15 protein-coding genes are annotated in these 20,577 nt (G+C 75.4%); 5 read left to right on the top strand and 10 right to left on the bottom strand.

Features of this window, described 5'->3' with window-relative positions; translation table 11 throughout:
• Positions 1 to 91: 91 nt before the first annotated feature.
• The 3 genes from ACR807_RS03485 to ACR807_RS03495 are packed head-to-tail and all read left to right on the top strand — an operon-like array spanning position 92 to position 9,251.
• Complete coding sequence (locus ACR807_RS03485; RefSeq protein WP_438919713.1) at positions 92 to 7,864, top strand: RHS repeat-associated core domain-containing protein; 7,773 nt, start codon at positions 92 to 94, stop codon at positions 7,862 to 7,864.
• Positions 7,861 to 8,340: an Imm26 family immunity protein gene (locus ACR807_RS03490; RefSeq protein ID WP_438919714.1), complete on the top strand. Its 480-nt coding sequence runs from the start codon at positions 7,861 to 7,863 to the stop codon at positions 8,338 to 8,340. The genes ACR807_RS03485 and ACR807_RS03490 overlap by 4 nt, the downstream gene beginning before the upstream one ends.
• The gene (locus tag ACR807_RS03495) at positions 8,337 to 9,251 is read left to right on the top strand and encodes a Dyp-type peroxidase (RefSeq protein ID WP_438919715.1); all 915 of its coding nucleotides are present in this window, start codon (positions 8,337 to 8,339) and stop codon (positions 9,249 to 9,251) included. The genes ACR807_RS03490 and ACR807_RS03495 overlap by 4 nt, the downstream gene beginning before the upstream one ends.
• On the opposite strand, the gene ACR807_RS03500 is transcribed toward ACR807_RS03495, so the two are convergent.
• The 7 genes from ACR807_RS03500 to ACR807_RS03530 form a co-directional block, all read right to left on the bottom strand.
• Positions 9,224 to 9,958 carry a TetR/AcrR family transcriptional regulator gene (locus tag ACR807_RS03500; protein WP_438919716.1) on the bottom strand — a complete coding sequence of 245 codons (735 nt, stop codon included), beginning with the start codon at positions 9,956 to 9,958 and terminating at the stop codon, positions 9,224 to 9,226. The two genes, ACR807_RS03495 and ACR807_RS03500, sit on opposite strands and share 28 nt — an antisense overlap.
• Positions 9,955 to 10,782, bottom strand: a complete 828-nt coding sequence (locus tag ACR807_RS03505; RefSeq protein ID WP_438919717.1) for an NAD(P)H-binding protein — start codon at positions 10,780 to 10,782, stop codon at positions 9,955 to 9,957. Before ACR807_RS03505 ends, ACR807_RS03500 begins: the two co-directional genes overlap by 4 nt.
• A complete protein-coding gene (locus tag ACR807_RS03510; RefSeq protein ID WP_438919718.1) occupies positions 10,779 to 11,186 on the bottom strand; it encodes a nuclear transport factor 2 family protein in 408 nt (135 codons plus the stop codon). The genes ACR807_RS03505 and ACR807_RS03510 overlap by 4 nt, the downstream gene beginning before the upstream one ends.
• A 126-nt stretch (positions 11,187 to 11,312) precedes the next feature.
• Complete coding sequence (locus tag ACR807_RS03515; protein ID WP_438919719.1) at positions 11,313 to 11,501, bottom strand: hypothetical protein; 189 nt, start codon at positions 11,499 to 11,501, stop codon at positions 11,313 to 11,315.
• 113 nt (positions 11,502 to 11,614) lie between these two features.
• The gene (helR, locus tag ACR807_RS03520) at positions 11,615 to 13,810 is read right to left on the bottom strand and encodes an RNA polymerase recycling motor ATPase HelR (protein ID WP_438919720.1); all 2,196 of its coding nucleotides are present in this window, start codon (positions 13,808 to 13,810) and stop codon (positions 11,615 to 11,617) included.
• A gap of 103 nt (positions 13,811 to 13,913) precedes the next feature.
• A complete protein-coding gene (locus ACR807_RS03525) occupies positions 13,914 to 15,152 on the bottom strand; it encodes a glycosyltransferase (RefSeq protein ID WP_438919721.1) in 1,239 nt (412 codons plus the stop codon).
• A gap of 168 nt (positions 15,153 to 15,320) precedes the next feature.
• Entirely contained in the window at positions 15,321 to 16,307 is a 987-nt protein-coding gene (locus ACR807_RS03530; protein WP_438919722.1) for an EamA family transporter, read from the bottom strand.
• A gap of 28 nt (positions 16,308 to 16,335) precedes the next feature.
• On the opposite strand from ACR807_RS03530, the gene pdxR reads away from it, so the two are divergent.
• Positions 16,336 to 17,850 carry a MocR-like pyridoxine biosynthesis transcription factor PdxR gene (gene pdxR, locus ACR807_RS03535; protein ID WP_438919723.1) on the top strand — a complete coding sequence of 505 codons (1,515 nt, stop codon included), beginning with the start codon at positions 16,336 to 16,338 and terminating at the stop codon, positions 17,848 to 17,850.
• 10 nt (positions 17,851 to 17,860) lie between these two features.
• Here pdxR and ACR807_RS03540 read toward each other — a convergent pair whose 3' ends face one another.
• Positions 17,861 to 18,391, bottom strand: a complete 531-nt coding sequence (locus ACR807_RS03540; RefSeq protein ID WP_438919724.1) for a CGNR zinc finger domain-containing protein — start codon at positions 18,389 to 18,391, stop codon at positions 17,861 to 17,863.
• Between the two features lie 39 nt (positions 18,392 to 18,430).
• On the opposite strand from ACR807_RS03540, the gene ACR807_RS03545 reads away from it, so the two are divergent.
• Complete coding sequence (locus ACR807_RS03545) at positions 18,431 to 19,363, top strand: EamA family transporter (RefSeq protein ID WP_438919725.1); 933 nt, start codon at positions 18,431 to 18,433, stop codon at positions 19,361 to 19,363.
• 38 nt (positions 19,364 to 19,401) lie between these two features.
• Here the strand turns inward: ACR807_RS03545 and ACR807_RS03550 are convergent, their stop codons facing one another.
• Positions 19,402 to 19,788 (bottom strand): STAS domain-containing protein, encoded by a 387-nt coding sequence (locus tag ACR807_RS03550; protein WP_438919726.1) that lies wholly within the window; start codon positions 19,786 to 19,788, stop codon positions 19,402 to 19,404.
• A gap of 85 nt (positions 19,789 to 19,873) precedes the next feature.
• Positions 19,874 to 20,338, bottom strand: coding sequence for an ATP-binding protein (locus ACR807_RS03555; RefSeq protein WP_438919727.1), 465 nt, complete (start codon positions 20,336 to 20,338; stop codon positions 19,874 to 19,876).
• Between the last annotated feature and the right edge of the window lie 239 nt (positions 20,339 to 20,577).

The raw sequence follows: 20,577 nt of genomic DNA on the forward strand, positions 1-20,577 counted from the left end.
TCGGCTTTCGCGCGCCCCCTGTAATGAACCCGGCACGCCTCGCGAAACGCCGAGCGCAGCGACCCCGCTCGCCCCGGTCCGAGGAGACGCCGTGCCGCGTTCGACCAGACGCCTCGCCACCCTGTCCCTGGCGCTCCTCACCGTCGCCGGCACGGCCTCGGGGTACTCCACCGCCCAGCCGCGACCGCCGCAGGCCGCCGTCCACCAGCCACAACAGGTCCAGCAGGTCCAGCAGGTCGCCGAGCCGCCGCCCGGCCCCGCGTCCTTCGCCTACGACGCCCTGGGCCGGCTCACCGGCGTCGTCGCCGCCGACGGCTCGGTCGTCCGCTACGGCTACGACGCGGCGGGCAACACCACCGGCGTCGAACGGCTCGGCACGCCCCCCGTCGCGGTCCTGTCGGCCGTGCCCAGCCGGGTCCGGCCCGGCGACACCGTCACGGTCACCGGCAAGGGCTTCACCGCCACCGGCACCGGCGCCCGCTTCAACGGCACGGCCGCCACCGTCACGTCCGCCGCGCCGGACAAGCTCGTCGTGACCGTCCCCGAGGGGGCCACCAGCGGCCCGCTGTCGGTCACCTCGCCCCACGGCACGGCCGCGCTCGACGGCGTCGTCGTCATCGGCGACGACCGGCCCGCCCTCACCGACTTCTCGCCGAGGACCGCCACCACCGGCGCGTCCGTCACGCTCACCGTCACCGGCACCGACCCCGAGTTCGCCAACAACCTGGTGCGGGTCAACGGCCTGCTCGCCCCGGTCACCGCCCGCACCGCGACCAGCCTCGTGGTCACCGTCCCGCCCGGCTCCGCGTCCGGCCCGATCTCGTTCAGCACGCCCGCCGGCACCGCGACCAGCGCCGCCGTGCTCGTCGTGCCGCCCGCCGGCGTCGCCCCGGAGAACATCGACTCGACCGCCGCCATCCCCGTCGACACCGCCACCCAGGTCGCGGTCCCCGCCGGGAAGCACGCCCTGCGGCACTTCCCGGCCGCCGACGGCGAGCGGTTCGCGGTGACCCTGACCGGCGGCACGTTCGGCTCGTGCGGCCTCGAAGCCCGCGCCTACGACGAGCGCAACCGGCAGACCGGCTCGGCGTCGTGCCCCGGCACGAGCGGCTGGATCGAGACCGGTCCCGCCACCGGGGCCGGCCTGCGGACGGTCGTGCTGCGCAACACCTCGGCCAACGCGGGCACGATCTCGGTGACCGTGCACAGGGTCCCCGCCGACCTCGACGCGGGCGTCCAGCCGCTCGACGGCACGCCGAAGCCCGTGACCACGACCCACCCCGGCCGCAACGCCTTCACCGCGTTCGCGGGCACCGCCGGGCAACGGGTGCTGGTCCAGACGAGCGCCACGTCCGGTTCGTTCGGGTGCTGCGACCTGGACTGGTGGCTGATCGCCCCGGACGGCACGCGGGTCGGCAACGCCAAGTACGGCAACAACACCCTCGACACGATCGCCCTGCCGCAGACCGGCACCTACCGCATCTGGCTCGACCCGGCCCGCGGCCTCACCGGCGGCACGACGATCAGCGCGTGGGACGTCCCCGCCGACCTCGACGCGGGCGTCCAGGCGCTCGACGGCACCCCGACCACCGTCACCGTCGCCCACCCCGGCCGCAACGCCTTCACGACGTTCGCCGGCACCACCGGTCAGCGCGTGATCGTGCAGACCACCGGCACGTCGGCGTCGTTCGGCTGCTGCGACCTGGACTGGTGGTTGGCCGCGCCGGACGGCACGCGGGTCGGCAACGCCAAGTACAACAACAACACCCTCGACACGATCGCGCTGCCGCAGACCGGCACCTACCGCCTGGTCGTCAACCCGGCCGCCGCCCTCGTCGGCGGCACGACGGTCAAGGCGTGGACCGTGCCCGACGACCTGGACGCCGGCGCGCAGCCGACGGACGGCACGGCCAAGGCGGTCACGATCGCCAACCCGGGCCAGAACGCCTACACGACGTTCGCCGGTACGACGGGTCAGCGCATCCTGGTCCAGACGAGCGCGACATCGGCGTCCTTCGGGTGCTGCGACCTGGACTGGCAGGTGATCGCGCCGGACGGCACGCGGGTCGGCAACGCCAAGTACAACAACAACACCCTCGACACGATCGCCCTGCCGCAGACCGGCACGTACCGGGTGTACATCAACCCGGCGAGCACGCTGGTCGGCGGCACGACGGTCAAGGTCTGGACGGTACCGGCGGACCTGGACGCGGGCACCCAGCCGACGGACGGCACGGCGAAGACCGTCACCGTCGCCAACCCCGGTCAGAACGCCTACACGACGTTCGCCGGCACGACGGGCCAGCGCATCCTGGTCCAGACGAGCGCGACGTCGGCGTCCTTCGGGTGCTGCGACCTGGACTGGCAGGTGATCGCGCCGGACGGCACGCGGGTGGGGAACGCGAAGTACGGCAACAACACCCTCGACACGATCGCCCTGCCGCAGGACGGCACGTACCGGGTGTACTTCAACCCCGCCGCCGCGCTCACCGGCGGCACCACCGCCAAGGTGTGGACCGTCCCCGCCGACCTGGACGCGGGCACCCAGCCGACCGACGGCACCGCGAAGACCGTCACCGTCGCCAACCCCGGCCAGAACGCCTACACCACCTTCACCGGCACCACGGGCCAGCGGGTGCTGATCCAGACCAGCGGCACGTCGGCGTCGTTCGGGTGCTGCGACCTGGACTGGCAGTTGACCGCGCCGAACGGCACGCGGGTGGGCAGCACGAAGTACGGCAACAACACCCTCGACACGATCGCCCTGCCGCAGGACGGCACCTACCGGATCGACGTGAACCCGGCCGCCGCGCTCATCGGCGGCACGACGGTCAAGACCTGGACCGTGCCCGCCGACTTCGACGGCGGCGCGCAACCGCTCGACGGCACCGCGAAGACGCTGACCTTCGCCAACCCGGGCCAGAACGGCTACACCACGTTCACCGGCACCACGGGTCAGCGGGTGCTGGTCCAGACCAGCGGCACGTCGGCGTCGTTCGGGTGCTGCGACCTGGACTGGCAGTTGACCGCGCCGAACGGCACGCGGGTGGGCACCGCGAAGTACGGCAACAACACCCTCGACACCATCGCCCTCCCGCAGGACGGCACCTACCGGATCGACGTGAACCCGGCCGCCGCCCTGACCGGCAGCACGACGGTCAAGACCTGGACCGTGCCGAACGACCTCGACTTCGGCCCGCTCCCGCTCAACGGCACCGCGAGGACGCCGACCTTCACCAACCCCGGCCAGGACGGCTACGCGACGTTCACCGGCGCCGCGAACCAGCGCGTGGTGATCACCTCCGCGGGCACGTCGTCGTCCTTCGGCTGCTGCGACCTGAACTGGCAGCTCAACGGCCCCACCGGCGCCCGGATCGGCGCGGCCAGGTACGGCAACGCCACGCTCGACGTCACGCTGCCCTCGGTCGGCACCTACCGGCTCGTCGTGGCGCCCGCGGCGGCGCTGCTCGGCTCCGTCACGTTCACCGCCACCCTGCCCGCCGGCGCGGCCACCGCCCGGACCGAGGTGACCGACACCGCCGAACCGCAGGCCCCGGTCCGCCACCCGCGACCCCGCAAGCCCGACGACGCGCCGCACGTCGAGGACCCGAGGCCCGCGAAGGCCCAGCCGGGCCGCGTGCCCGCCGACCCGCGCTCGTCGAGCGCGGCCACCCCGGACCCGGAGCCCGAACCCGACCTCGCCCCCGCCTGGTCACCGGACCAGGGCAACCTCGACGGCGTCGACTGGTCGACCCGCCGCGCCGACCCCGTGCCCGTGGGGGACCTCGTGGCACCGCCCGGCACGACCGCGGTCAGCGGCCACGTCCGCGACCTCGACGGCGCGCCGCTCGCGGGCATCCCCGTGCGCGTCGACTCGGTGCGCACGACGACCGACGCGCAGGGCCGCTTCCTGCTCGCCGACGTCCGCGAGAACGCCACGACCGTCGTGGTCGACGGGTACGCGGCCGGGAAGGTCAAGCACGGCACGTTCCGCATCCGCGCCAAGGTCGCCAAGGGCGTCACCACCCCGCTGGACGCGACGGTGTGGCTGCCGCGCCTGGACATGCGCAACACGGTGGCGATCGACGCGCCCACCAAGGCCGAGACCGTGCTGACCACCCCCGACGTGCCCGGCCTGGAGGTGCGCGTCCCGGCCGGGTCCGTGGTGCGCGACCAGGACGGCAACGTCGTGCGGGAGCTGGGCATCACCGCGATCCCGGTCGACCGGCCGCCGTACCCGCTGCCGCGCAACGGGATCGTGCCCACCTACTTCACCGTGCAGCCCGGCGGCACGTCGATCTTCCCCGACGGCGCGTCGGTGGTGTACCCGAACTACACCGACCTGCCGCCCGGCACCGAGGTCGACTTCTGGAACTACGACCCGACCGACGAGGGCTGGTACGTCTACGGCAAGGGCCGCGTCGACGACGACGGCACCCGCGTGGTGCCGGACGACAAGACCCGCCTGTGGACGCTCGACGGCGCGATGTTCAACACGCCCGGCAACCCGAAGCCGGACAAGCCGTGGTGGCAGGACCTGGTCGACAAGCTGTCCGGCGACCCGGTCGACCTGTCCACCGGCCTGCTCACCGACGCCCACACCGACCTCGGCCTCAACGACACGCTGCCGATCTCGCTGACCCGCCAGTACTGGCAGGGCGACGGCAAGGTCCGCGAGTTCGGCCTGAACTCCGGCGCCGACTTCAACATGTTCCTGGCCTCCGAGCAGCAGTACCAGGAGGTCGACCTCTACACGCCCGGCGGCGGGCGGGCGCACTACGCGCGGACCTCGCCCGGCACCGGCTACAACGACGCCGTGTTCGGCGCGGTCGGCTCGCCCGGCCGGTTCACCGGCTCGACCATCGCCCAGGCCAACGGCGACTGGGTGCTGACCCTGCGCGACGGCACCAAGTACTTCTTCCCCTGGTACGCCCGGCCGCGCGCGATGCAGGACCGCAACGGCAACCAGGTGACGTTCACCCGCACCGGCGGCGCGAACGGCGAGGTCACCCGGATCACCTCGCCCAACGGCCGCTGGATCTCCCTGGAGTACGACGCCACCAACCGGGTCAGCCGGGCGCGCGACAACATCGGCCGCACCACGTCCTACACCTACGACGCGGCGGGCCGGCTCGCCACCGTCACCGACGTGGCGGGCAAGGTCACCACCTACGCCTACGACACCGCGAACCGCGTCACCCGGATCACCGACGCCAGGGGAGTGGCCTACCTCGACGTCGCCTACGACGCGAACGGCCGGGTGCGGCGGCAGGACCTCGCCGACGGCGGCAGCTACGAGTTCGACTACACCCTGGACGCGGCGGGCGCGATCACCGAGACGCGGGTGACCCAGCCCAACGGGTCCGTGCGCCGGGTCGTCTTCGACGCCAACCGCATGGTGGCGTCCGACACCGCCGCGCACGGCACGCCGCTGGCCCGCACCACGACCTACGTGCGCGGACCGGACAACCGGGTCGACGCCGTGGTCGACCCGTACGGCAGGCGCACCGGCTACACCTACGATGCCGGCGGGCGGGTCACCGCGATCACCGGGCTCGCGGGCACCGGTGACGCGTTCACCAGCGGCGGCGCGACCTACGGGGCGTTCGACCGGCCGACGTCCACCACGGACGCCGACGGCGCGACCACCACCTACACCTACGACGCCAAGGGCAACCCGCTCACCGCCACCGACCCGGCGGGCCGCGTCACGACCACGACGTGGACCTCCTCCGGGCAGGTCGCGACGGTGACCGACCCCGGCGGCGCGGTCACGAGGTTCGCCTACGAGGCGGGCGGCGCGGTGTCGGCCACCGACGCGCTGGGCCGCACCGCGAGGCACTTCGCGGACGCGGCGGGGCGGCTCGTGCAGGAGACCGACCCGTCCGGCGCGGCCACGCTGACCGCCTACGACGTGCTCGACCAGCCGGTCACCGTCACCGACGCGCTGGGCGGCGTGAGCCGGTTCGGCCACGACGACGGCGGCAACCTCACGTCGTACACCGACCAGCGCGGCAAGGTCACCCGGTGGTCCTACGACGGCCAGGACCGGCCGGTGTCCACCACCGACCCGCTCGGCCGCACCGCCACCACCGCCTACGACCCGGCGGGCCGGCCCACGGCCTCGGTCACCCGCTCCGGCAAGCGCACCGAGACCACCTACGACGCGCTCGACCGGCCGACGAGGACCCGGTTCGGCGTCACGGGGGCGTCCGCGCAGGAGTCCCGGCTCACCTACACCTACGACGCGCTCGACCGGTTGGCCGTGCTGGAGGACAGCGCGGGCGGCACGCTCACCCACGCCTACGACGTGCGCGACCGGCTCACCTCGGTCACCGGCCCCAACGGCGCGGTCGGCCGCGGCTACGACGCGGCGGGCAGGCAGGCGTCCACCACCGTGACCGGGCTGCCCACCACCACCTACGCCTACGACGCGTCCGGCGCGTTCACCGGCGTCACCCGCGGCGGCGACAGCACCACCGCCACCAGGGACGCGGCGGGCCGGGTGGCCGTGCTGACCCTGCCCGGCGGGTGGACCCAGACCTACACCCACGACGCCGCGGGCCAGGTCACCGGCATCGCCTACGCCCACCAGGGCACGCCGAAGGGCGACCTCGGCTACACCTACGACGCCGCCGGCCGCCGCACGTCGGTCACCGGCAGCCTCGCCGGCGTCGCCCTCCCGGCGGCGCGGACCGGCCTGGCCCACGACGACGCCAACCGCCTCACCTCGGCGGGCGGCGCGGCGCTGTCCCACGACGCCGACGGCAACCTGACCGGCGACGGCACCACCACCTACTCGTGGAACGCGCGGGGCCAGTTGACCGGCACCAGCCGGGTCGGGCTCACCGGCGCGTTCGCCTACGACGCGGCGGGCACCCGCACCACCCGCGTGGTCGGCGGCACGACCACGCGGTTCGTCACCGACGGCGCGAACGCGGTCGCCGAACTGGACGCGGCGGGCCAGGTCACCGGGTCGCTGCTGTCCGCCGGCACGGACCAGTGGTTCGCGCGCACCGCGGCGGGCGTCACCGACACGACCCTGACCGACGTGCTCGGCTCGCCGGTCGCGCTGGGCCGCGCGGACGGCACCACGGCGGCCACCACCGCCTACGACCCGTTCGGCGTGCCCGCCACGACCGGCGACCGGCGGGGCTCGGACCTTGCGTTCACCGGGCGGCAGGACGACGGCACCGGCCTGAGCCACCACCGGGCGCGCTACTACAGCCCGGCGTTGCAGCGGTTCGTCTCCGAGGACCCGATCGGCATCGCGGGCGGCACGAACCTCTACGCCTACGCGGCGAACTCGCCCACCAACCTCACCGACCCGTCCGGCCACAACCCGCTGCTGGTGGGCTGCCTGGTCGGCGGCCTGCTCGAAGGCGGCATGAACTACGCGGGCCAGCGCCTGTCCGGCCGCAAGGTCGACTGGGGCTGGGGCGGCGTGGGCGGCGCGGCGGCGGGCGGGTGCGCGATGGGCGCGCTCGGCGGCGCGCTGGGCGGGCTGGGCAAGGCGTCCAAGGCGATGCCGCCGTTCCCGAACGCGCTGACCCAGGGCCGCAACGCCGAGGCGGGCGTGGACGTCTACCGGGGCATCCGCAACGGCGACTCGGTGTACTCGGGGATCACCAACAACGTCTCCCGCCGCGCCGGCGAGCACGCCGGCAAGGCGTTCGACCACCTGGAGACGGTGACCCGCAACGGTTCGGTGACCCGGGGCGAGGCGCGTGCCATCGAGCAGGCGCTGATCAACCGCAACCGGGGCGAGAACGTCCGCAACAGCATCAGCCCGAAGCACCCCTACTACGATCAGGCCGTGAAGTGGGGAGAGGCGTGGTTGGGCCGCAACGGGTACCCCCGGTGAACCTGGTCGCGGGGCCGGGTTCGCGCAAGGCGGTGCGCGCGGGCGACGTGTTCGCGCTGCACCTGGTCGACGGCAGGCGCCTGTTCGGCCGGGTGGTGGCGGCGGACCTGCCGCGCGAGCGCGCGCCGATGCCCGGCGCGAACCTGGTCTACGTCTACGGGCCGCCGTCGGACGGGGCCGTGCCGGACCCCGCGCGGCTGCGCCCGGACGCCCTGCTGGTCCCGCCCCTGTTCATCAACCGGCTGCCGTGGTCGAAGGGCTACTTCCGCCCGGTGGCGCACCACGACCTGACCGGGGACGACCTGCTGGCGCGCCACTGCTTCCGCACCGCGGACGGGCAGCACGTCGACGAGCGGGGCGCGCCGGTCGCGCACCGCACCGAACCGTGCGGCACGTGGGGCCTGGCGGGGTACGCGACGGTGGACCGCGAGGTCGGCCGGGCGCTGGGCCTGCCCGCCGAGGGCCACGCCGGATGAGCCCGACCCGGCGCGCCTTCCTGGCCGGAGCCGTCCTCACCGCCCTGACCGGCTGCTCCACCGCGCCCGCCGCCGCGGTGGAGCACCCCGCCCTGCGGCGACCGGCGCGGGCGGGCGCGGTGGCGTTCCTGCGCACGGGCGCGGCCGGTCCGCTGCGCGAGCTGCGCGGCGAGCCGGACGTCCTGGTCGGCCTCGGCCCGCGCCTGTCGCCCGGCACGCCCGGCCTGACCGCGATGCCCCCGTTCCCGGGCGAGGTGCTGCTGCCCGAGCGCGCGAACACCGACGCGTTCCTCCAGGTGGAGGGCGACGACGAGGCCGCGTGCGCGGACCGCCTGACCGGGCTGTGCGAGGCCCTGCCGGACACCCGGGTCACCTGGCGGACCGCGGTCCGGCGCGACACCGTGGACGACTCGCTCCAGCGCAACCCGTTCGGCTTCGTCGAGGGCCACACCAACGACCGGTCGGTCCTGCTGCCGACCGGCGAGGCCCTGCTGGCGGTCCGCGTCATCCGCCTGGCGCACCGGCTGTGGGACCACGACAGCGAGGAGCGGCAGAGCCGGGTCATCGGCCGCCGGCGGGACGGCACGTGGCTCGACGGCACCCCGGCGCACGCCGTCCCCGACCTCGCCGCCGACCCCACCGGCGCGGCGGTCCCGCTGGACTCGCACGTCCGGGCGATGAACCCGCGCACGCCGGGCGCGGCGTCGCCCCGGATGCTCCGCCGGTCCTGGTCCTACCAGGCCCCGCCGACACCGCAGGGCACGCCGGACGAGGGCGTGCTGTTCATGGCGTTCCAGGACGACTTCGCCACCGGGTTCGCCCTCGCCCAGTCCCGGATGCCGGCGGACGCGCTCGGCCCCTACCTGCTCGCGGTCGGCGGCGGCTACTTCGCCGTGCCGCCCCCGGCCTGATCCGCCGTGCCGGCCCCGGCCTGATCCGCCGTGCCGGCCCCGGCCTGATCCGCCGTGCCGGCCCCGGCCTGATCCGCCGTGCCGCCCTCGGGCCGATCCGCCGTGCCGCCTCCGGGCGGACGGGCGCCCAGCGCGCGCAGCACGTGCTCGGCCAGGCGCTCCAGGTAGTCCGGCCCCAGCTCCACCCGGCGCACGGCCAGCCGCCAGTACAGCGGCGCGCCGACGAGGTCGAGGGCGAGTTCCACGTCCAGGTCGGCGGGCAGCTCGCCGCGCTCGACCGCGCGGCGCAGGGTGGCCGCGCCCAGGGCGCGCCGGGGTTCGCCGATCGTGGTCCGCACCGCCTCGGCGAGCACCGGGTTGCGCCCGGCCTCGGCGGTGAGGTCGGGCAGTATCGCGGCGAAGCGCGGGTGGGTCAGCCAGTCGCGCATCGCGTGCAGCGTGGCCACCAGGTCGCCGCGCAGCGACCCGGTGTCCGCGACCTCGGCGAGGGGGACGCTGAACTCGGAGAGCACCGCGACCACCATGTCCGGCTTGGCCGGCCAGCGGCGGTACAGCGCGCTCTTGCCCACACCGGCGCGCTTGGCCACCGCCTCCATCGACAGCCGGCCGTAGCCGTGCTCGGCCAGCTCGTCCAGCACGGCCTCGGTGATGGCGGAGGTGATCTGCGGCTGGAGGACGGCCGCGCCGGACGGCGTGCGCCTGGTCACGCGGCGAACACCTCCCGGTGGGCCGCCACGTGCTCGGCGAACGAGCGGGGCGGCCGGCCGGTCACCCGGGCCACGGTGTCGGTGACCCGGTCCTCGGCGCCGCGCCCGATGTCCTCGTCCAGGCCGGCGAGCACGGCGGCGAAGGTGCGGGGGAGGCCCGCCGCGGCCAGCCGGTCGACCAGGGTGGGCACGTCGACCGACCGGTGCCGGACGGGCAGCCCGGTGACCCGGGCGATCGTCGCGGCGGCGTCGGCGTAGCTCAACGCCTCCGGGCCGGTGATCACGTGCTCCGCGTCGTGCGGCTCGGGGTCGGTGAGCGCGCGGAACGCGACCGCGGCGATGTCGTCGGCGTCCACGAACGCCACCCGGCCGTCGCCGGTGGCGGTGACCACCTCGCGGTCGGCGCGCAGGGAGTGCGCGACGGCGTGGTCACCGGTGAAGTTCTGCATGAACCACGACGGGCGCAGCACCGCCCACTCCGGGACGGCGGAGCGGACCAGCCGGTAGAGCGCGCCCATGCCGGTGCCGCCCTCCTCGATCGCGGAGGAGCCGAGCAGCACGACGCGGCGCACGCCCGCGTCCGCCGCCGCGGCGAGGAACGGTTCGACCAGCGGCGCCGGCTCGGCCACCCCGATCGGCGCGACGAGGTAGACGCGGTCCACGCCGTCCAGCGCGGGCGCGTGCGTGGCGGGGTCGGTCCAGTCGAAGGGCACCCGGTCCACGCCCGGGCGGCGACTGGCGACGCGCACCGGGGTGGTCGGGCGCAGCAGGGCGGCGACGCGGCTGCCGGTCGTGCCGGTGCCGCCGGTGACCAGGGCCGTCATGCCGCGAAGCCCATGTCTTCGGCGGCCTTCGGGCTCCAGTAGTCGCGGTAGTGGGTGATCGCCCCGTCGACGACGGTGATCACCGCGATGTAGGCCATCCGGTAGTCCGCGCCCGTGGGCACGGCCACGCCCTCCACCTCGAACTCGACCACGACGGTCGTCGGGTCGGTGGTCTCGTGCAGGGTCAGCGCGGTGACCGCCCTCGGCGCGACCAGGTCGTTGTAGCCGCGCAGGTAGTCGTGCACGGCGGCCCGGCCCTCCAGGCGGCGCGGCGAACCGGCGGCGGCGAACGGGAACTCCAGGACGCCGTCCTCGGCCCACAGGTCGGCGAAACCGGGCATGTCGTGGGCCAGGAGCAGGCGCATCGCCTCGTCGACGACCTGGCGCGGTGCGGTGGTGGACACGGGACTCCTCAATCGGACGGAACGGTATCGTCCCGTCCAACATACGTCGGACGGGACCGTATCGTCCATTCCGTCGAGGAGGTGCCGGTCACACCACCGCGCCGACGTTCCGGTCCGCCGCACCGCTCAACGGGCGTGCCGCACCGGCGGGGCCGCGCTGTCCCACCACTGCTGGAGGGGGCTGGGCAGCGGCTGCCGCTGCTCGTGCGCGCGGTGCTGGACGACCTCGGGGCAGGCGCCCGGTGCGGTGGTCGTCCGGTGGGCGGGACCGAAGTGGGCCTCGAACAGCGCGTCGAAGATAGGAGTGGTGCTCATGGCGCACCATGGTCCGAACGTCGGGCGGGGAGCGGCGCGGGACATGCGTCCACATCCGGGTGAGAACGGTTTAAACACCCCGATAGGGCGAATCCCGCGCCGGTCCCCGACGACTACCCCCGGTCCCCGGCCCGCGCCGGCGTCCCGACGTCGACCAGCCCGGCCAGCGCCGCCGGCAACGGCTCCCGGTGCAGGACACCGAGGCGCTGGGTGGCCCGGGTGAGGGCGACGTACAGCTCGGCCGCGCCGCGTGGGCCGTCGGCGAGGATGCGCTCCGGTTCCACGACCAGCACGGCGTCGAACTCCAGGCCCTTCGTCTCCGACGCCGCCACCGCGCCCGGCACGTCCGGCGGCCCGATCACGACGCTGGTGCCCTCCCGACCGGCCTCCTCCCGCGCGAACTCCGCGACGGCGGCGGCCAGCCCGTCCCCGTCGACCCGCCTCGACCACGGCCGCACGCCGCACGCGCGGACCGAGTCCGGCGGCCGGACGTCCGGCGCGAAGTCGGCGAGCACCGCGGCGGCGACCGTCATGATCTCCGCGGGCGTGCGGTAGTTCACGGTCAGCGACCGGTAGACCCAGCGGTCGGGCACGTACGGCTCCAGCACCGCCTCCCACGACGTCGCGCCGGCCGGCGACCGGCGTTGCGCGAGGTCGCCCACCACCGTGAAGGACCGGCCCGGGCAGCGCCGCATCAGCACCCGCCAGTCCATCTCGGACAGCTCCTGCGCCTCGTCGACCACGACGTGCCGGTAGGTCCAGTCCCGGTCCGCGGCGGCCCGCTCGACGAGCTCGCGGGTGTCCTGCTCGACGAAGCGCTCCGCCAGGTCCTCGGCGTAGAGCAGGTCCGTGGCGAACAGGTGGTCCTCGTCGTCCATCGAGTCCTGGCGGCCGACGAAGCTGTCCAGCACCTCGGCGGCGTGCGCGGTCGCCGCCCGCCGCTGCCGCTCGGCCTCCCGGTCGACCGCCTCGTCGCGGCCCAGCAGGTCCACCAGCTCGTCGAGCAGCGGCACGTCCGACACCGTCCAGGCGTCGCCGACCGCGCGCCACAGCACCGGGTCGCCGCCCGCCGCCCGCAGCCGTTCGCGGGAGGAGAGGAGCGTCGCCAGCACGTCCTCCGGCGTCAGCACCGGCCACAGCTCGTCCAGCGCGGCGGCGAACTCGTCGCTCTCCGCCAGCTCCTTGCGCAGCTCGACCCGCAGGCGCTCCCAGGACGTGCGGTCCTCCCGGGTCAGCCAGCCCTTGCCGATCCGGGGGATGGCCCGCTCGGTGAGCACGTACGTGACGATCTCGGCGAACACCGCGCGCGCCTCGTTGTGCGGCAGCCCGCTCGCGCGCGCCTCCTCCCGGGCCCACTCCGCGGTCTCGGCGTCGATCCGCGCCGGGACGCCGCCCAGTTCGAGCGGCAACGGCTCCTCCGGCAGGCACTGGCGGTCGGCGACCGCCGCCGCCAGCACGTCCAGGACCTTCAGCGACCCCTTGAGCCGCGCCGCGTCCGGGGCGTCCTCGGCGGTGACCCGCAGGCCGGGCACGAGGCCGCCGGTGGTCGTGAACACCACGTCGGACTCGCCCAGCGACGGCAGCACGCGGCCGATGTGGTGGAGGAACGCCGGGTTCGGCCCGACCACGAGCACGCCGTGCCGCTCCATCCGCTCGCGCTGGGTGTAGAGCAGGTACGCGACGCGGTGCAGCGCCACCACGGTCTTCCCGGTGCCCGGCCCGCCCTCGATCACCAGCACGCCGGGGTGGTCGAGGCGGATGATCTCGTCCTGCTCGGCCTGGATCGTCGCCACGATGTCGCGCATGCCCTCGCCGCGCGGCGCGTTGACCGCCGCGAGCAGCGCCGCGTCCTCGCCCTCGTCACCGCTGGGGCGGCCGAGCGCCTCGTCGGTGAAGCCGACCACCCGGCGCCCGCGCGCGTGGAACTGGCGGCGGCGGCGCATGCCCTCCGGGTTCGCCCCGGTGGCGACGTAGAACGCGCGCGACGCCGGCGCCCGCCAGTCGAGCAGCACCGGGTCGTAGTCCCCGCCCTCGTCGAACAGGCCGATCCGGCCGATGTACCGGCGCTCGCCCGACACCGCGTCCAGCCGGCCGAAGCACAGCCCGTTGTCGGCCACGGCCAGCCGCTTCGCCTCCTTGACCAGCGCGCGCACCTCGGAATCCCGTTCCACCGGGGTGCCGTCGCGCCCCCGCAGCGCCGCGTCGTACGCGTTCTTCACCCGCGCGCGCTCGGCGTCCAGCCGCGCGTAGAGCCCGGCCACGTAGTCCCGTTCGGACCGCAGCTCTTCTTCATAACCCTGAGTTGACACGTGCTCCCCGCAACGGCTAATCTCGTAGTAGATTCGGCAGGCTGTTCACCCCTCGGTGAAGAGCAGGCCGATTTTTCATTCTCCGCCCCCTGTCAAATCACGCTCAGGCCCCTCCCGGTCGGTGGCGTCGGGCAGCGGGCCCGTCGAGCAGCAGCCTCGCGGCCACCGCCGCGCCGTCCACGCGGACCTCGTCGGCCACGGCGGCGGCCCGGGCGCGGGTGGCGGGGGACAGGGCCGTCGCGAGCGCGGCCGACAGCGAACCCGCGGTCGGGGTCGGGCCGTCGTGCGCCGCGCCGATGCCCAGCGCGGCCACCCGACCGGCCCAGTACGGCTGGTCCACCGCCTGGGGCACCACCACCTGTGGCGCGCCGGCGCGGGCCGCCGTCGTCGTCGTGCCCGCCCCGCCGTGGTGCACGACGGCGGCCACCCGGCCGAACAGCGCCCGGTGGTCGACCTCGCCGACGGTGAAGCAGTCGTCGGCGTCGTCCACCGGGGCCAGCCCGGCCCAGCCGCGGGAGAGCACCGTGCGGCGGCCCTGCGCCCGGACCGCCTCCACCGCCGCGCGGGCGGCGTCCGGGGAGCCGTGCATCGGCATGCTGCCGAAGCCCACGTAGACCGGCGGGTCGCCGGCGTCCAGGAACGCCACCAGCTCGTCCGGCAGCGGCCGGGACCCGGGCGCGAACCACGCGCCGGTCTGCACGACGTCCAGCTCCGGCGCCCCGCGCCACGGGTCCAGGACGGGGTCCGTCGCCAGCCACGGCCGGTCGCCGACGACGTAGTCGCGGACGCGGTCCACCGGCGGCAGGCCGGCCGACACCCGGCTCGCGTTGAGCGCCTCGCCGAACAGCGCGTCGATGCTCCGCGCGTCCAGGTCCCAGAGCGCCCCGTTGTCGGTGACGCCCTCCGGGAACGGCCGGCCCGGGTACGCCAGCGGCGGGCGGTGCGGCGACGGCAGCGTGAGCTGCTGGAAGGTCACCGACACCGCCCGGACGCCCAGGCGCTCGGCCACCGACAGCGCGCCCGCCGCGGCCGGCAGCGCGCCGGTCGCCACCACCGCGTCGCACCCCTCGGCCGCCGCGGTGACCTGCCCGAACAGGCTCGTGATCAACTCGGCCGCCCGCCGCGGCAGGGACGACGGCGCCGGGGCCGCGGTCGTCAGCGCGCTCGCCGACGGCCCGACCGGCACCAGCGCCACGCCGATCCCGGCCAGCCGGCGCACGAAGTCCTCGTCCGGCGGCGCGCACACCCGCACCTCGGCGCCGGCTTCCCGCAACCGCACCGCGAGACCGACCAGTGGTTCGACGTCCCCCCGCGACCCGTAGGTCGACAACAGCACACGCACTTCGCGACACCCATTTCCGCAGGTTCCGGTGGTGAGCGGCGATTCTGCGGCATCACCGGGCCCTTGCCGCAAGCCCCGGGGTGCGCTATAAGTTGAGAGTGGAGAGGAGTGGTCCTCCTCCTTCTCCCACCTCACCGGCCGGTCGGGCGGGGAAACGCCCGCGTCGCCTCACGCCGGTTCACCGGCCCGTTCCCGCAGGTCCGGACCGTGCGAACCCTGATCGTGCGAACCCGGACGGCGCAGGTCCGGACCGCGCAGGTTCGAGCCGCGCAGGTTCGAACCGCGCAGGCCGAGGGCGAGCCCCAGCACCACCACGGCCATCCCGGCCCACACCAGCGGTCCCGGCGCGCGGCTGCCCACCGCGATCCCGGCCAGCGCGGCGGCGACCGGTGCGACGCCCGTGAGCAGGCCGACCGGCCCCGAGCCGAGCGCGGCGACCGTGGAGTACCACAGCACGAACGCGACCGCCGTGACCAGCACGGCCAGGTAGGCGACCGCCGCCCACTCCGCCGCCGTCACCGAGGCCACCGCGCCCGCGCCCTCCGCCACCAGCGCCAGCGCGCCGAACATCACCGCGCCCAACCAGACCGAGTGCAGCGAGACGCCCCACGCGCCGTGCCGCGCCAGCACCGGGATCGCCAGCAGCGTGAACGCCGCCTCGCACGCCATCGCGACCGCGGCCCACGCCACGCCCTCCGCGTCCGCCCGCCCGGCGCCCTCGACCAGCGCGGCGCCCGCCGTGACCACGACGGCCGCGACCAGCACCGGTCCCTGCGGCGTCCGCCGCTCCAGCAGCGGGCCGACGACCCCGATCACCACCGGCACGCACGCCACGGCGACCGCGACGACCGCCGGTTCGGCGTGCGCGACCCCGCGCACCACGGCCACGTTGAACAGCACCAGCCCGGTGGCCGCGATGCCCGCCAGCCACCACCACTCCCGGCCGCGCGGTCGCACCACCGGCACCCCGAGGAGCCTGGCGACCAGCGCGAGGACGGCGATCGCGGCGGTGTAGCGGACCGCCTGGGTGGTGAACAGCGGTGCGTCGACGAGCGTGCGGGAGACCCCGACGCTGCCGCCGACCAGGGCCATCGCGGTGATGCCGGCGGCGACGGCGCGCGCCGGTGACCGGGTGGGGGTGGTGAGTGCCTGCATGCCCTCAGCCTCCCGGCACAATGGTCCGGTGAGCAGGTCCAAAGAAGATCCAGTCGGCAGGTCCAAAACCGGCAGGTCCGAAACCGGCGGGCCCGCGACCGGGGGGCTCGCGACCGGCGCGGACTTCCTCCAGCTGGACCTCGCCGACGCGCCGGTCGGCGGCCTCGCGGACTGGCTCACCCGGCAGCTGCGGCGGGCCATCGCGGACGGCAGGCTGCCGGTCGGCGGCAGGCTCCCGCCGACCAGGGCGCTGGCCGCGGAGCTGCGCGTGTCGCGCGGCGTGGTCACCGAGGCGTACCAGCGGCTGACCGAGGACGGGCAGGTCGCCGGTCGCGGTCGCGCCGGGACGGTCGTGCTCGCCGCCCCGGTCACCCCCGCGCCGCCGCCCGGACCGCCCGCGCCGCCGCCCGAGCCGGTGTTCAGCGCGGGTGCCGCGGCCTTCGAGGCGCTGCGCGCGGTGCCCGCGCGGATCGACCTCTCGCCCGGCGTGCCCGACCTGGCCGCGTTCCCGCGCGCCGCGTGGCTGCGCGCCGAGCGGTCCGTGCTGGCCGACCTGTCACCGGCCGACTTCGGCTACGGCGACCCGCGCGGCGCGCCGCCGTTCCGCGCCGCGGTGGCCGCCTGGCTCGCCCGCAACCGGGGCATCCGCGCCGACCCCGACGACGTGCTGGTCGTCGCCGGGGTCGCGCAGGCGTTCGCCCTGCTCGCCCGCGTGCTGCGGGACGACGGCGTCACCGCGGTCGCGGTGGAGGACCCGGGCTCGCTGGGCGCCCGGCAGCAGCTGGGCAACTGGGGCCTGGCCACCCCGCCGGTCCCCGTCGACGGGCACGGCGTCCGCGTCGACGACCTCGTGGCCACCGGCGCGCCCGCCGTCCTGCTCACGCCCGCGCACCAGTTCCCGACCGGGGTGGTCCTCGACGGGCGGCGGCGGCGCGAGCTGATGCGGTGGGTGGACGCCGGCGGCCTGGTGATCGAGGACGACTACGACGCCGAGCACCGCTACGACCGGCCGCCCGTGCCCGCGCTGCGGTCCCTGCGCGCCGACGGCGTCTGCTACGCGGGCAGCGTGTCGAAGTTGCTGGCACCGGCCCTGCGCACCGGCTGGCTGCTCGCGCCCGCCCGGTACCGGGACGCGGTGGTGGCGGCCAAGCGCGACACCGACCTCGGCAACGCGGTGCTGCCGCAGCTGGTCCTGGCGCGGCTGATGGGCGACGGCGACCTGGAGCGCCACCTGCGCCTGGTGCGCCGCCGCCACCGCGAGCGCCGCGACGCGATGATCGGGGCCGTCCGCCGGCACCTGCCGCGGGCGCGCGTGCACGGCGCGGCGGCCGGCCTGCACCTGATGGTCACCTTCGACGTGCCGTTCGCCGACGTGGACCTGGCCGCCGCCGCCCTGGCCCGGGGCGTGAAGGCGCACCCGCTGTCCTGGCACCGCGCCCGACCCGGCGACCCGGGCCTGGTCCTCGGCTACGCCGCGACCACGGCGGGCGACATCGCGGAGGGCGTCGCCGTCCTCGGCGAGGTGCTGCGCGACCTGGGTTGACGGGCCGGGGTCACCTGCGCCGGGCCCGGTAGGCGGCCACCGCGAGCCGGTTGCCGCACGCGGTGCTGCAGTAGCGGCGCGACCGGTTGCGGGACAGGTCGAGCACCACGCCGTCGCAGGTCTCGTCGGCGCACACGGACAGCCTGCTCATCTCGTCGGCCCGGACCACGTCGACCACGGCCATGGCCGTCTCGGCGGCGATCCGGTCGGCCAGCGGCGTGTCCGGGTGCACGACGTGCAGGTGGTAGTCGAACCCGTCGTGCCGCACCAGCCTGGGCACCGCGCGGTGGGTGGCGAGCACCTCGTTGACCAGCTCCGCCGCCGTGTCGCGGTCGCTGGTCAGCATCCGGCGCAGCGGGGCGCGCAGCGCGCGGACCGCCTCCAGGTCGCGGGCGTCGCGGGCCCGCGCGCCGGTGTAGCCGTGCTTCGCGAAGAACGCGTCGACCTGTGCCAGGCCGGTCATCGTGTCCGGCTCCACCGCCGAGTTCACGAGGTCGACCGCCGCGAGCAGGGCGGCGGTCGTGTCATGGGTGAAGACCATGTTGACAGATTACCGCCACCGTCCATAGCGTCATGGGTCATGAGCATCGTGACGCATGACAAGACGGCCGGTCGGGTCACGTCCGGGCTGGGGCTGGCCGCCGTGTCGGCATCGGCGTTCGGCCTGTCCGGGCCGCTTGGCCGGGGTCTGATGGAGGCCGGGTGGACGTCGGCGGCCGCGGTCGCGGTGCGGGTCCTGCTGGCCGGTGTCGTGCTGCTGCCGGTGGCCGTCGTCCGGCTGCGCGGGCGTTGGCACCTGGTGCGCCGCAACGCCGGACTGCTCCTCGGCTACGGCCTGGTCGCCGTCGCGGCCTGCCAGCTGGCCTTCTTCAACGCGGTGGCGCGGATGGAGGTCGGGGTCGCGCTGCTCGTGGAGTACACCGCGCCGGTGGCCGTGGTCGGCTGGCTCTGGCTGCGGCACGGGCAGCGGCCCGGTCGCCTGACCGTCCTCGGGGTGGTGCTCGCCGCCGGCGGCCTGCTGCTGGTCCTGGACCTGCTGTCCGGCGCGGAGGTGGACGCGGTCGGCGTCCTGTGGGCGCTGGGCGCGATGGTGGGGGCGGCGGTCTACTTCGTGCTCTCCGCCCGGGAGGACGACGCCCTGCCGGGCAGCGCCCTCGCCGCCGGCGGCCTGCTGCTCGGCGGGCTGGTACTGCTCCTGGCGGGCCTGGTCGGCTTCGTCCCGCTCGGCGCGACCACCGGGCCGGTGTCGTTCGACGGGGTCACCGTGCCGTGGTGGCTGCCGGTGCTCGGCCTCGGCGTGGTGACCGCGGCGCTCGGCTACGTCACCGGCATCGCCGCGACCCGCCGCCTCGGCTCGCGGCTGGCGTCGTTCGTGGCGCTCACCGAGGTGCTGATGACCCTGGTCTTCGCCTGGCTGCTGCTGGGGGAGGCGCCGCGCCCGGTCCAGCTGCTCGGCGGAGCGCTGACCCTGCTCGGCGTCGTCGTGGTCCGCCTGGGCGAACCGCGGGCGTAGCCCCGCCCAGGGGGAGGCCGGACCACGCCCGCGGGGTCTCAGCCGGCCGCACCGTCCAGGTGGGCCTCGAAGCGGACCGCGGCGAGGGCCTCGTCGGCGGTGTCGTGCAGGGGCAGGAGGCGGTCCATCGCGGTCAGCTCCAGGGAGCGCCGCACCGCTCTCGACGCGACCACGTGGACGGGGCGGCGGGGCGCGGCGTTGTGCTCACGGACCCGGCCGAGCGCGGCGATGCCGGAGGAGGCGAAGAACGTCACCTCCGAGAGGTCCACGACGAGACCCGCCGCGCCGCCGTCGAGGGCGGACGCGCAGCGGTGGAAGAGGTCGTCGCTGGTGAACATGTCGATCTCGCCGGTGACGCGGACCACCGCCGCGTCACCGGGGGTCGTGCTGGTGGTCGCCGTCGAGGGCAGCTGCGAGGAAGTCACAGATCATCCATGCCCACGAACGGGTGAAGGCAAACCTCGATCCGCGGACGGGTGCGGGTGCGGCCGGCGAGCGCCGGGGGCGGGGTCAGCCGGTGAGCGCCGGGGTCAGGACGGGAAAGGGGAGCCGGGCCCACACCACCTTCGCCTCCGCCATCCGGCGCACGCCCCAGTCCTGGCACAGCGTCAGCACCATCCGCATCCCGTTGCCGCGGTGCTCGCCCAGCGTGGAGCGGCCGACCAGCGGCAACCGGTCCGGCGTGCCGTCGCGCACCTCGACGACCAGGTGCGAGCCGGTGCCGCCGTGCTCGCTGCGCAGCACGAGGTGGCGCGGCGCGGCGGCGTGGTCGCAGGCGTTGGCGGCCAGTTCGGTCGCGACGAGCTGCACGTCCTGCACGAACTCCTCGTCCGACCCGGCGAGGACGCGGGCGATCTCGCCGCGCATCGCGGCCAGGTTGTCGGACGTGGGGGAGGCGTCCAGCGCGACCTCCCCGGTGGCGGCATGCGCGGCCGGTGTGACGACGGGGGCCCGCAGCGAGCTGTGATCCGGCATACCGCTTCCTCGTGGTGGTGGTCCAACGCCCCTGGGACAGCGCATCGGGGGCGCACCGCTGGGTTTCCCGCCCGGCGGGGCTCTACACCAGAACAGGTGAACCCGCCTGATGCGCATGACGTGGTCCTCGCCACACCGGCCCCGTCCCATCCGACTACCTCGAACGGGGCAGCACCACTCCGGTACGTAACATTCTCGCCCTATTTGCCTTGCGGGTGCGGCGACCGTCCAGCCCATCG

Source organism: Saccharothrix sabaoui, assembly GCF_051756985.1.
In the GTDB taxonomy this organism is placed as follows: Bacteria; Actinomycetota; Actinomycetes; order Mycobacteriales; family Pseudonocardiaceae; genus Actinosynnema.